Annotated in this window: 9 protein-coding genes and 3 tRNA genes; 4 read left to right on the forward strand and 8 right to left on the reverse strand. The window is 68.2% G+C overall.

What is annotated here, in order from left to right; translation table 11 throughout:
• Positions 1-29 precede the first annotated feature (29 nt).
• A complete protein-coding gene (purM, locus tag AB5J56_RS23900) occupies positions 30-1,097 on the forward strand; it encodes a phosphoribosylformylglycinamidine cyclo-ligase (RefSeq protein ID WP_369234807.1) in 1,068 nt (355 codons plus the stop codon).
• A gap of 99 nt (positions 1,098-1,196) precedes the next feature.
• On the opposite strand, the gene AB5J56_RS23905 is transcribed toward purM, so the two are convergent.
• Together AB5J56_RS23905 and AB5J56_RS23910 are read right to left on the reverse strand one after the other, a co-directional pair.
• Positions 1,197-1,448, reverse strand: a complete 252-nt coding sequence (locus tag AB5J56_RS23905; RefSeq protein ID WP_010985561.1) for a DUF3073 domain-containing protein — start codon at positions 1,446-1,448, stop codon at positions 1,197-1,199.
• Between the two features lie 290 nt (positions 1,449-1,738).
• Positions 1,739-2,833, reverse strand: coding sequence for a Leu/Phe/Val dehydrogenase (locus tag AB5J56_RS23910; RefSeq protein ID WP_369234808.1), 1,095 nt, complete (start codon positions 2,831-2,833; stop codon positions 1,739-1,741).
• A 223-nt stretch (positions 2,834-3,056) separates the two neighbouring features.
• Between AB5J56_RS23910 and AB5J56_RS23915 the strand changes: the two genes are divergently transcribed.
• Together AB5J56_RS23915 and bldC are read left to right on the forward strand one after the other, a co-directional pair.
• Complete coding sequence (locus AB5J56_RS23915; protein WP_369234809.1) at positions 3,057-3,899, forward strand: hypothetical protein; 843 nt, start codon at positions 3,057-3,059, stop codon at positions 3,897-3,899.
• 478 nt (positions 3,900-4,377) lie between these two features.
• Complete coding sequence (gene bldC / locus AB5J56_RS23920; protein WP_003949541.1) at positions 4,378-4,584, forward strand: developmental transcriptional regulator BldC; 207 nt, start codon at positions 4,378-4,380, stop codon at positions 4,582-4,584.
• 521 nt (positions 4,585-5,105) lie between these two features.
• Here the strand turns inward: bldC and AB5J56_RS23925 are convergent.
• From AB5J56_RS23925 to AB5J56_RS23950, 6 genes are all read right to left on the reverse strand, one after another.
• Positions 5,106-5,306 carry a DUF6274 family protein gene (locus tag AB5J56_RS23925; RefSeq protein ID WP_369234810.1) on the reverse strand — a complete coding sequence of 67 codons (201 nt, stop codon included), beginning with the start codon at positions 5,304-5,306 and terminating at the stop codon, positions 5,106-5,108.
• A 129-nt stretch (positions 5,307-5,435) separates the two neighbouring features.
• Positions 5,436-5,510 (reverse strand) — tRNA-Asp (locus AB5J56_RS23930).
• Between the two features lie 93 nt (positions 5,511-5,603).
• Positions 5,604-9,572 (reverse strand): ATP-dependent RNA helicase HrpA, encoded by a 3,969-nt coding sequence (gene hrpA, locus AB5J56_RS23935; RefSeq protein WP_369234811.1) that lies wholly within the window; start codon positions 9,570-9,572, stop codon positions 5,604-5,606.
• Between the two features lie 82 nt (positions 9,573-9,654).
• Complete coding sequence (locus AB5J56_RS23940) at positions 9,655-10,005, reverse strand: hypothetical protein (protein ID WP_369234812.1); 351 nt, start codon at positions 10,003-10,005, stop codon at positions 9,655-9,657.
• A gap of 148 nt (positions 10,006-10,153) precedes the next feature.
• Positions 10,154-10,227, reverse strand: a tRNA-Phe gene (locus AB5J56_RS23945).
• Between the two features lie 23 nt (positions 10,228-10,250).
• Positions 10,251-10,325, reverse strand: a tRNA-Asp gene (locus AB5J56_RS23950).
• A gap of 323 nt (positions 10,326-10,648) precedes the next feature.
• Here AB5J56_RS23950 and AB5J56_RS23955 point away from each other — a divergent pair.
• Positions 10,649-11,665, forward strand: coding sequence for a hypothetical protein (locus AB5J56_RS23955; RefSeq protein ID WP_369234813.1), 1,017 nt, complete (start codon positions 10,649-10,651; stop codon positions 11,663-11,665).
• Positions 11,666-12,042: the final 377 nt, after the last annotated feature.

Raw genomic sequence — 12,042 nt, forward strand, 5'->3', positions numbered from 1 at the left:
GCTGTACGACACGAAAGCTCTCAATCCTTATGTCTGAGACCACTGGTGCCAGCTACGCAGCTGCCGGCGTCGACATCGAAGCGGGCGACCGCGCCGTAGAGCTCATGAAGGAGTGGGTGAAGAAGACGCAGCGCCCCGAGGTCCTCGGCGGCCTCGGCGGCTTCGCCGGCCTCTTCGACGCCTCCGCCCTCAAGCGCTTCGAGCGCCCGCTGCTCGCCTCCGCCACGGACGGCGTGGGCACGAAGGTCGACCTGGCCCGGCAGCTCGGCGTGTACGACACCATCGGCCACGACCTGGTCGCGATGGTCATGGACGACATCGTGGTGTGCGGCGCCGAGCCGCTCTTCATGACCGACTACATCTGTGTCGGCAAGGTCCACCCCGAGCGTGTCGCCGCCATCGTGAAGGGCATCGCCGAGGGCTGTGTGCTCGCCGGCTGCGCCCTGGTGGGCGGCGAGACGGCCGAGCACCCCGGCCTGCTGGGTCCCGACGACTTCGACGTCGCGGGCGCCGGCACGGGCGTGGTCGAGGCCGACCAGCTGCTCGGCCCGGATCGCATCCGTACGGGTGACGCGGTCATCGCGATGGCCGCCTCCGGCCTTCACTCGAACGGGTACTCGCTCGTCCGCCACGTCCTGCTGAACCAGGCAGGAATGGCCCTGGACGCGCAGATCGAGGAATTCGGCCGCACGCTCGGCGAGGAGCTCCTGGAGCCCACCAAGATCTACTCGCTGGACTGTCTGGCGCTCACCCGCACCACCGAGGTGCACGCTTTCAGCCACGTCACCGGCGGCGGTCTGGCGGCCAACCTGGCCCGCGTCATCCCGGACGGCCTGCACGCGATCGTCGACCGCGAGACGTGGACCCCGGCCCCCGTCTTCGACCTCGTCGGCAGGACCGGCAAGGTCGAGCGCCTGGAGCTGGAGAAGACGCTGAACATGGGCGTCGGCATGATCGCGATCGTCCCCGAGGAGTCCGCCGACGTCGCCCTGGCCACGCTCGCGGACCGCGGGGTGGAGGCCTGGATCGCCGGCGAGATCACCGAGCGCGGCGAGCACACCACGGGCGCGGCGCTGATCGGCGACTACGCCAAGTAAGAGCCGTACGGCAGCACGAAACCCGGTCCGGCGCCAAGGCCCCGGACCGGGTGAAGTGCAGTTGCTACGAGAACAACGAGAACTGCGAGGGCCGCGCGGTCAAGCGCCGCGGCGTTGCGACGTAGGACCGGACTCATCGTCCTCGTCCTCATCGTCGTTGTAGAGATCCGCGTACTGGGCGTACGGGTCATCTTCCTCGTCGTCGTCTTCGAACGGCTCGCCATTCGGCGGCTGGCTCGAAGTCGAAGCGCCCAGCTCATTGGCCAGACGCGACAGATCAGTCCCGCCGCTGCTGTACTTCAGCTGGCGGGCGACCTTCGTCTGCTTGGCCTTTGCCCGGCCGCGCCCCATGGCTCGACCCCCTCGGATACGGGGCTCGACGGCCCCAGAGTCTTGACACGCGTTCATGATCTGGAACGGGCTCTCCGTGGAGAGACCGGTCCGTAGGGCTTCCACGGTACCTGAGCCCACGCCCATACGGTACGTCGCCCGCAGGACGCGCCTGGTCCCAGAACCCGCGAGGTGCCCTGTCCTCGCTGGTCAACCGCGATTTTAACCTCTTCTTGGCGCCCGACCCGCCGACGGACGTGAGAGTTCTCTCGAAGTCGTCCGCCGGCAGGCCCCCGGTACCCGCTCCGAGATCAGCGGCGGCGCGCCTCCGCCATCCTCTGCTCGGCGATCCGGTCGGCCGCGGCGGCCGGCGGAATCCCATCATCCTTCGCACGTGCGAAGATTCCCAGCGTGGTGTCGAAGATCTTCGCGGCCTTCGCCCTGCACCGCTCGAAGTCGAAGCCGTGCAGCTCGTCGGCGACCTGGATGACACCACCCGCGTTCACCACGTAGTCCGGCGCGTAGAGGATGCCGCGGTCGGCGAGATCCTTCTCCACTCCCGGGTGCGCGAGCTGGTTGTTGGCCGCGCCGCACACCACCTTGGCGGTCAGCACCGGCACGGAGTCGTCGTTCAGGGCGCCGCCCAGCGCGCAGGGGGCGTAGATGTCGAGGCCCTCCACGCGGATCAGCGCCTCGGTGTCCGCGACGGCCGTGACGCCCTCCGGGTGCCGGTCCAGGATCCGCCGCACCGACTCCTCCCGGACATCCGTGATCACGACCTCGGCGCCCTCGTCCCGCAGGTGCTGCACCAGGTGGTGGCCGACCTTGCCGACGCCCGCGACGCCGACCCTGCGGCCGCGCAGCGACGGGTCGCCCCACAGGTGCTGGGCGGAGGCCCGCATGCCCTGGAAGACACCGAAGGCGGTCAGCACGGACGAGTCGCCCGCACCGCCGTTCTCGGGGGAGCGCCCGGTCGTCCAGCGGCACTCGCGGGCCACCACGTCCATGTCGGCGACATAGGTGCCGACGTCGCACGCGGTCACGTAGCGCCCGCCGAGCGAGGCCACGAAGCGGCCGTAGGCGAGGAGCAGCTCCTCGCTCTTGATCTTCTCCGGGTCCCCGATGATGACGGCCTTGCCGCCGCCGTGGTCGAGACCGGCCATGGCGTTCTTGTACGACATCCCGCGTGCGAGGTTCAGCGCGTCGGCGACGGCCTCCGCCTCGCTCGCGTACGGGTAGAAGCGCGTACCGCCGAGGGCGGGGCCCAGCGCGGTGGAGTGGATGGCGATGACGGCCTTGAGGCCGCTGGCCCGGTCCTGACAGAGCACGACTTGCTCATGACCGCCCTGCTCCGAGTGAAACAGGGTGTGCAGTACATCAGCAGAGGCGCCGGTTACGTCGGTCACGGTGGTGACTCCCAGGTAAGTTGCGGCGGTTGGAAGCAGCTCCCGTACGGGTGGCGGGGGCTGTTGGGCACGAGATTAGGGCCTGTGCGCCCTCACCATCCGCGCAGTGTTCAGGATCACCTACACGGGGAGTCCGGCCGTGGTTCGCTTTGCATAGATTTCCTGCGCTCCAGTGGGCGGGTTTCGAAGGTTTCCCTGGTGGCTCCAGGGGGAGGGAAGGGGCGTGCCCAAGGTGTCCTCGGTGATCGTCCCGTACGCGACCTACCTGCGCGTGTACGAACCACTGGCCGCCTTCCCGGACCCGGAGCGCGACCACTGGGCGCGCTACGCCCGCCGTCCCGACCGCCCGTCGTACCAGGACGAGCTGCGCCGCTCCCTCGCCGACCTGCTGCCCACCCCGCCGATCCCGGTGCCGGTGCACGAGAGCGGCGACGCCTTCGTGCTGGACGTCGAGGGGGTGCTCTGTGTCTGCCCCTGGCGCACCCGGCTGCGCGGCTGGCAGGCGCTCGGCGAGCTGGCCGAGGAGCTGCCGGCGCCGGTCCTGGACGCGGTCCTGCCGCCGCTCGTGCGCCATCAGGCCGCCCAGGACTACGAGCGCTGGCTGTCCCGCAACCCCGACGCCCGCCCGTGGATCCGCACCGCGACCTGGCAGGTGCCGCTGAACTGGTTCGTGCTGGTCTCCGACGAGGAGCGCCGCTACGACAAGGCCTCCGGCGACGACCCGCCCATGCTGCGCTACCGGACGCCGATGGTGCAGGCGCGGCGCCGGGTGGCACGGGCGCTGCGCACGCTTCGCGAGACGATCGACGAGGGGCCGCTGATCGACGGCGTGGTGGACGTGGGCCGCTGGCTGGAGGAGTTCCACCCGCGCTCGCTGGTGGAGTTGGACTACGGAGGCCTGGTGCACGTGCTGCCGGCCGGGGACCTCGAAGGGGACCACTCGGCGGCCGACGTCGCGGAGGGCATCGAGGCGCTGCGCAACGGGGACGGGGTCACCGCGGGCGAGGCGTACGGTCGGCTCGTGGAACGCTGGCGGTCGGTCCGGGACCGGCGCGCGGCGAACTGACGTACGGTCATCACTCACTGAAGACCCGCCACTACGGGACGTAGGTCCCGATCCGGGCTTTTGTGTCAAGCGTGACGGACCGCACTTACGCGGGCCTTGCCTCGTACGCCCCTCCTCATGCCAAAATAGGACAAGGAGCCCGGGGGAGGCTCTCTCTGCCCACGTATGGGTGGAATCTCAGCATTGCACGCTATGGGGGGTCTGATGACTCCTGATCGCCCTGTGACTGATCGTCACAGCGGCGTGACTGTCCGCTATGGCATGGTCCATCGGCTTCCGTCGCTGATGAACACCTGGAGGGGCAATTCCATCGGTTTGGCCGACGCGGCTGGACAGATGGTGTAGTTGTAGTGCCGAGGACAAGCCGTTCGTCCTATAACCGACTCGACTCGCGTCCGCCATTTCGGGCAACGCGGGTCAAGGTGCAGAATTTAGAGGAATGAACCGAGAAGGTTCGGTTCTCCCGAGGAGGCCGCTCATGACCGCTCGCACCCCTGATGCCGAGCCGCTGCTGACTCCGGCTGAGGTCGCCACCATGTTCCGCGTCGACCCCAAGACGGTCACGCGGTGGGCGAAGGCTGGAAAGCTCACTTCGATCCGCACGCTCGGCGGGCACCGCCGCTACCGCGAGGCGGAGGTCCGCGCACTACTGGCGGGTATCCCCCAGCAGCGCAGCGAGGCCTGAACAACCGCATAACCGGGCAATTCGGTAGGCCCCCCAGCCTGCCGAGGCGTCCGAACCAAAGCTCCAAGCGACGCGGGTCCTGCCCCAACAGGTCCCACGCCCGACTCAACTGCACAAGCGACAAGGGTGCGTCGTGGATCGCGCTGGACTCCGCCGGGTCCAGCGCGATCTTTTTTGTGCCCTGGCAGCCCCTGGTTTGTGCCCTGATGGCCCCTGTCGCCCGCTCTTGCCATGCTGCACGGCCGAGCTGTGAGCGGCCTTGTCGGACTCTGGGGAGGGCTGTCGGATCTCCTGTGGAGCACGTCGGAGACCAGTGCAATTGCACATATAAAATTGACCAGTTGTAGGTGGGGCGTAAGTTCCGCGGTTTCAAAAACTTATGCGGTGACACCCGTCACATGCCGGGGTCCTTGTTGCCATTGGCCTATCTGCGCTAGGGGAGTTGGGCGGATCGAGGGTGCATGGACGACTGTCGCGGACGGCAGCGGCCGATGCTCCCCAGCCGGCTGAACGCCCGCTCCTCACGCCGTGGAGGGCCCCTCGCCCTCGGCTGCCGCCCGAACGCCGTCGTCGCCCTCCTCGTCGTACCCGGAGGGCTCCATGGCCAGTCGCAGGAGCTGGTGGCAGATCGGGCAGTGCCGCGTCAGATGGCGGTACTCGGTAGCGGCCGACAGGTGGGCGCGGAGCAGGGCTCGCGTCTCGTGCCTAGCGGTCGCCGCCATGTGCCACCTCCGTGGGCCCCTCGGGGTCGCCCGACGGGGCGAGGGCCCTGGTTTCTGGGGTACCGGTGGAATGTGACTCCGTCAAGACACACAGAAGGCCCGGAGCCGAAGCTCCGGGCCTTCTTCATGCGGTCCTGACGGGATTTGAACCCGCGGCCTCCACCTTGACAGGGTGGCGAGCACTCCAAACTGCTCCACAGGACCAGGTTTTGCAGTGCGATTTCTGCGTTGCGCTGCGAGAAGAGACTGTACAGGAGGGTGAGCCCAGGGTCGAACTCACCGTACGTGCGGGACCCGTTACGGCGCCGCCGCGTCGATCGCCTTCACGATGCGCTTGTCGGAGACGGGGTACGCCGTGCCCAGCGCGTGCGCGAAATAGCTGACGCGCAGCTCCTCGATCATCCAGCGGATGTCCAGCACCGAGGACGGAACGGGACGCCCCTGCGGCAGCTGCTCGAGCAGCCACGCGTACTCGTCCTGCATCTCATGGACCTTCTCCATGCGGGTGGTGTCCCGCTGGACGCTCGTCGGCATCTGCTGGAGCCGCCGATCGGCCGCGACCAGGTACCGCATCAGGTCCGGCAGCCGCCGCAGCCCCGTCTCCGTCACGAAGCCCGGCTTCACGAGGCCGTCCAGCTGCTTGCGCACGTCCGTGAGGTTCGCCAGCAGCGTCGGGCTCTTCGTGCCCTTCAGACGGCGCTCACAGGCCTGCCAGGCGGCAAGCACCTGCTGCACCTGGCCCACCGTGCGCACGGTCGTGTCGACGATCTCGGCGCGCACCTTCTCGTACAGCTTCCGATACGACTCCTCGTCCCACGCCGGCCCGCCGAAGTCCCCGATCAGCTTGTCCGCGGCCGCCATGGCGCAGTCGTCGAAGAGGGCCTGGATCGAGCCGTGCGGGTTCGCGGAGAGGGCGAGCTTGTGGGCGTTGGTCAGCTTGTCCGACGCGAACTTCGCCGGGTTGACCGGGATGTTGCGCAGGATCAGCCGCCGCGTGCCCTTCCACATCGCCAGCGCCTGCTCGGCCTCCGTGTCGAAGAGCCGTACGGAGACGGTGTCGCCGTCGTCGACCAGCGCCGGGTACGCCTTCACGGGCTGCCCGGCCCGCCGGGTCTCGAAGATGCGGGTGAGCGAGCCGATCGTCCAGTCGGTCAGCCCCTTGCGCTCCAGGGACTCGCCGCCCTCGCGCTCGGCGGTCGCCGCGGCCGCCTGCGAGATCGCCTGCCGCGCCTTCGGCTTCAGCCGGAGCTTCAGCGCCTCCAGGTCCTTGTCCTCGGCGAGCTTGCGGCGCCGCTCGTCGACGATCCGGAAGCTGATGCGCAGATGGTCGGGGACCCTCGACCAGTCGAAGTCCTCGGCTGTGAACGGCACGCCGACCATCCGCTTCAGCTCACGCGCCATGGTGATGGTCAGCGGCTCCTGCAGTGGCACGGCCCGCTCCAGGAACTTCTGGGCGAAGTTGGGGGCGGGGACGTAGTGCCGGCGGATCGGCTTCGGGAGGGAGCGGATCAGCTCCGTGACGACTTCCTCCCTGAGGCCCGGAATCTGCCAGTCGAAGCCCTCGTCCGTGACCTGGTTGAGGACCTGGAGCGGGATGTGGACGGTCACACCGTCCGCGTCCGCGCCCGGCTCGAACTGGTAGGTGACGCGGAACTTCAGCCGTCCCTGCCGCCACGAGTCCGGATAGTCGTCCTTCGAGACGTCCCCCGCACGCTCGTTGATGAGCATCGACCGCTCGAAGTCGAGCAGTTCGGGCTCCTCGTGGCGCTTGTGCTTCCACCAGGAGTCGAAGTGCGCACCGGACACCACGTGTTCGGGCACCCGCTGGTCGTAGAAGTCGAAGAGCGTCTCGTCGTCGACCAAAATGTCGCGACGCCGGGCCCGGTGCTCCAACTCCTCGACCTCGGTGAGGAGTTTGCGGTTGTCGGCGAAGAACTTGTGGTGCGTGCGCCAGTCGCCCTCGACCAGCGCGTTGCGGATGAACAGCTCGCGGCTGGCCTCCGGGTCGATCCGCCCGTAGTTCACCTTGCGCTGCGCGATGATCGGTACGCCGTACAGCGTGACCTTCTCGTACGCCATCACGGCCGCCTGGTCCTTCTCCCAGTGCGGTTCGCTGTACGTCCGCTTGAGGAGATGCCCGGCGAGCGGCTCGACCCACTCCGGCTCGATCCTGGCGTTGACGCGCGCCCAGAGGCGACTCGTCTCGACAAGCTCGGCGGACATCACGAAGCGCGGGGGCTTCTTGAAGAGGGCCGAACCCGGGAAGATCGCGAACTTGGCGCTCCGGGCGCCGAGATACTCGTTCTTCCCCGTGCTCCTGCCGCTCTCGCCTCCGGTCTCCTTCACGTCCTTCATGCCGATGTGGGACAGGAGGCCGGCGAGGAGGGAGACGTGGATGCTCTGTTCGGGGGCGTCGTCCTCGTTGAGGTGGATCCCCATCTGCTTGGCGACGGTCCGCAGCTGGCTGTAGATGTCCTGCCACTCCCGGATGCGCAGGAAGTTCAGGTACTCCTGCTTGCACATCCGGCGGAACGAGGACGAGCCGCGCTCCTTCTGCTGCTCGCGCACATACCGCCACAGGTTGAGGAACGCGAGGAAATCGCTCGACTCGTCCTTGAAGCGGGCGTGCTGCTGGTCCGCCTGCGCCTGCTTCTCGGCGGGGCGCTCGCGCGGGTCCTGGATGGACAGCGCGGCCGCGATCACCATGACCTCGCGCACACAGCCGTTCTTGTCGGCCTCCAGGACCATGCGGGCCAGCCGCGGGTCGACGGGCAGCTGGGCGAGCTTGCGGCCGGAGTCCGTGAGCCGCTTGCGTACGTCCTTCTGCGCCGGGTCCAACGCGCCCAGTTCCTGGAGGAGCTGGACGCCGTCGCGGATGTTGCGGTGGTCCGGCGGATCGATGAAGGGGAACTTCTCGATGTCGCCGAGACCGGCCGCGGTCATCTGGAGGATGACGGAAGCGAGGTTCGTACGGAGGATCTCGGCGTCCGTGAACTCCGGGCGGGCGAGGAAGTCGTCCTCGGAGTAGAGGCGGATGCAGATGCCGTCGCTCGTACGGCCGCAGCGGCCCTTGCGCTGGTTGGCGCTGGCCTGCGAGATCGCCTCGATGGGCAGCCGCTGGACCTTGGTGCGATGGCTGTAGCGCGAGATACGGGCGTTGCCCGGGTCGATGACGTACTTGATGCCCGGGACGGTGAGCGAGGTCTCGGCGACGTTGGTCGCCAGAACGATCCTGCGCCCGGTGTGCTGCTGGAAGACGCGGTGCTGTTCGGCGTGCGAGAGCCGGGCATAGAGGGGAAGGACCTCCGTGAACCGGTAGTTCTTCTTGGTGAGCGCGTCGGCGGTGTCCCGGATCTCGCGCTCGCCGGAGAGGAAGACGAGGATGTCGCCCTTCCCTTCGGCCTGGAGTTCCTCCACCGCGTCCGTGATCGCGGTGATCTGGTCGCGGTCGGCGTCCTCGGAGTCCTCTTCGAGGAGGGGGCGGTAACGCACCTCCACGGGGTACGTACGGCCGCTCACCTCGACGATGGGCGCCTCGCCGAAGTGCCGGGAAAAGCGCTCCGGGTCGATGGTCGCGGAGGTGATGACGACCTTCAGATCCGGCCGCTTGGGCAGGAGCTGGGCGAGATAGCCGAGCAGGAAGTCGATGTTCAGGGACCGCTCGTGGGCCTCGTCGATGATGATCGTGTCGTACGCGCGCAGCTCGCGGTCCGTCTGGATCTCGGCGAGCAGGATGCCGTCCGTCATCAGCTTGACGAAGGTCCCCTCCGGGTTCACCTGGTCGGTGAAGCGGACCTTCCAGCCGACGGCCTCGCCGAGCGGCGTGTCCATCTCCTCGGCGACGCGCTCCGCGACGGTCCGCGCGGCGATCCTTCGCGGCTGCGTGTGCCCGATCATGCCGCGCACTCCGCGGCCGAGCTCCAGACAGATCTTCGGGATCTGGGTGGTCTTGCCGGAGCCGGTCTCACCGGCCACGATCACGACCTGGTGGTCGCGGATGGCGGCCGCGATGTCGTCCTTCTTCTGGCTGACGGGCAGCTGCTCGGGATAGGTGACCGCGGGCACGCGGGCGCGGCGCTCGGCCATCCGGGCCTCGGCCCGGACGACCTCCGCGTCGATCTCGGCGAGCACGGCGGCCCGGGCCTCGGGCTTGCGGATCCGGCGCGCGCCCTCGAGCCTGCGCCCGAGCCGGTGCGCGTCGCGCAGGGACAGCTCGGCCAGACGGGGGGCGAGATCGCCGAGGGCGGGGGCAGGATGCGTAGACATACGCGATCCAGGATCTCACCTCGGCGAAAAGACTGGCGAACGCTTTTGCGCGCAGCGGTGCCGGGGAGGGGGCTGGCGTGGTTCAGGAGGTCGGTGTGGCCGGGGCGGGCACGGTGGCGGGGGCCGGTTCCTGGCCCTGCGTCGCCGGCAGGGGTTCGCGGCGGGAGGTGTCGCCGAGGGCGATGGACTTGGCGGTGTTGGAGACGGCCTTGATGCCCAGGTAAGCGGTGGTCATGCTGGTCATCGCCGTGAAGGCGGCGGTCAGCACGCCGACGATCACGGACTTGTCGCCGCCCAGCCGCCACACCCCGACCACGGTGACGGCGACGATCGCGCAGTTACTGAGAACAACGGCCAGCAGCCCGTACCGGGCCCGCGACCGCTCCAACTCACTGTCCTCGCCGTACCTCGCCCTGCCCTTGCCCATCGACATGGTCCCCCCGATCACACACGATCACGCAGCATCGACCGGCAGAACGTAGCGCCGCGGATGGGGCATGCCAAGTTGAACGGTTGAACGTACGACGGAGACCACTACGTACGACGAAGGCCCCGTCCTATGGACGGGGCCTTCGGGGTTGTGGCTGGGGCCGGGGTCGAACCGGCGACCTATCGCTTTTCAGGCGATCGCTCGTACCAACTGAGCTACCCAGCCACGCGACTCACGAGGAATCGCAGCGGTCCTGACGGGATTTGAACCCGCGGCCTCCACCTTGACAGGGTGGCGAGCACTCCAAACTGCTCCACAGGACCAAGCTGTTGTGTGCGTCTTGCGTGAACCAGTGTCGCACACGATTTTGCGTGTCCCCAACGCGATTTCCGCCTGCCGCCACTGGGGACGGAGGTGCTGGTCAGCTGGGGTGACGTCGCTGGAGCAGCGTATCAGAGGATGAGCTGTGCCCTGAAAACGTGCAGGATGCGGGGGGCTGAAATCAGATCAAAAGGCTCATATAGGATCCCGGTCTGTCTTCGTAGCCTGCGAGCAACCGGGAGCCCCTGTGACTGTAGCGATCGCGCCGTCGGAAGCCTCTGGATCCGGAGCACCTGAAGGGCCCGAGCACACTGAGGACCTGACCGTGCCTGCGCAGGACGTGCCCGTGTCCGCGCAGGACGTGCACGACTCCGTCGCGCAGGACGCGCGCGAGTTCGGGGCGTACGCGCGGACCGGCGGCTGGGCGTTCGCGCTGAAGGTGGCGCGGAGCGTGCGGCCCGGCGGACAGGCGGTCGGCGAGACCCCCAAGATCTCGGCGAAGGAGTTCGCCGAGCTGGCGGGCTGCTCGCCGGAGCGCGTGATGCGTTACTACAAGGCCTGGGACATGGCCGCCGACGACGGCATCGTCCCGCAGTTCGAGGCCCTGACCCCCGGCGAGGACATCGAACTGCCCGACGCCGACGTCTGGCTCTCCTATTACAGCTCCCGCAACAGCGCCACGTCGGTGCGCGGCACCGCGATCACCGCAGCGGCCGAGGCCGAGGGCATCCGGCCCACCAAGGCCCTGGAAGTCGCCGAGAACCCCACCGCGCTGCGGGCCGCGATCCTCGCCGACCCCTCCACCGCGCAGACAGCCCGTGCCGCACTGCTGGACCGGTTGAAGGAGGACCCGACCCTTCAGACGGAGCTGGCGCGCGACATCGCCCGCACCGACGAGCTGAAGAAGGCGGTGGCCACCGAGAGCAGGGCGGCCGACCGCATCGGCTACGTCCGCCAGATCGTCGAGAACGGTCAGGTCAAGACCCCGGCCGGCCAGACGATCGACGCACCGGCCGAGCTGCGCGCCGAAGCCGAGCGGCACCTCTCCCTCCTCGACGAGCTGGACGAGGACGAGGACACGGGTGAGTGGGCCACCGAGGCGTACGACACCGTGAAGAGCCTCGTCGTCCAGGCGGTCGAGGCCGATCCCGAGCTGCGCGTCCAGGAACGCCGCACGAAGTTCTACAGCAGCCTGCAGAAGGCCACGAAGGTCTTCGAGGAGCTGACCTTCGACGACGCCGACGACATCTACGAGGACGACATGGTCCAGCGGCTCGAGGAACTCCAGCAGGCCATCAGCACCTGCATCACCGCCCTCCGCAAGGCCGCTCCGACCGGTTGAGGCAGCCCCTCTGGCGCCGAGTTGACACCTCTTGCGCGAGGTACGTAATGTCCTCCGAGTTGTCCGGCGCCAGAGTCGACCTCGGTCGGTCCCCGGACAGCCATTCCGCAGGAATCCACCAATGAGTCGGCGATTCGTCGTCGAGGCTTCGGTGCGTGCTTTTGCGGAATGAGGAATCTGCGTTCGAAAGGACGGCCCCCGATTAGCTCGGGAGCCAGGATTCCGCTAGAGTTCAACTCGTCGGAACGGCCCAACAGCCGCGAAGACGAACCCCGCTGACTGGGAATCAGGCCCGAAAGGATCTGATAGAGTCGGAACCGCCGGAAAGGGAAACGCGAAAGCGAAAACCTGGAAAGCGCCGAGGAAATCGGATCGGA

Source organism: Streptomyces sp. R21, from assembly GCF_041051975.1.
Taxonomy (GTDB): Bacteria; Actinomycetota; Actinomycetes; order Streptomycetales; family Streptomycetaceae; genus Streptomyces.

Excerpts from the sequence above, each read along its gene's own strand:
- hrpA (WP_369234811.1), bottom strand. The coding sequence starts at position 9,572 with ATGTCTACGCATCCTGCCCCCGCCCTCGGCGATCTCGCCCCCCGTCTG.
- purM (WP_369234807.1), top strand. The coding sequence starts at position 30 with ATGTCTGAGACCACTGGTGCCAGCTACGCAGCTGCCGGCGTCGACATC.
- bldC (WP_003949541.1), top strand. The coding sequence starts at position 4,378 with ATGACCGCTCGCACCCCTGATGCCGAGCCGCTGCTGACTCCGGCTGAG.
- AB5J56_RS23940 (WP_369234812.1), bottom strand. The coding sequence starts at position 10,005 with ATGTCGATGGGCAAGGGCAGGGCGAGGTACGGCGAGGACAGTGAGTTG.
- AB5J56_RS23925 (WP_369234810.1), bottom strand. The coding sequence starts at position 5,306 with ATGGCGGCGACCGCTAGGCACGAGACGCGAGCCCTGCTCCGCGCCCAC.
- AB5J56_RS23905 (WP_010985561.1), bottom strand. The coding sequence starts at position 1,448 with ATGGGGCGCGGCCGGGCAAAGGCCAAGCAGACGAAGGTCGCCCGCCAG.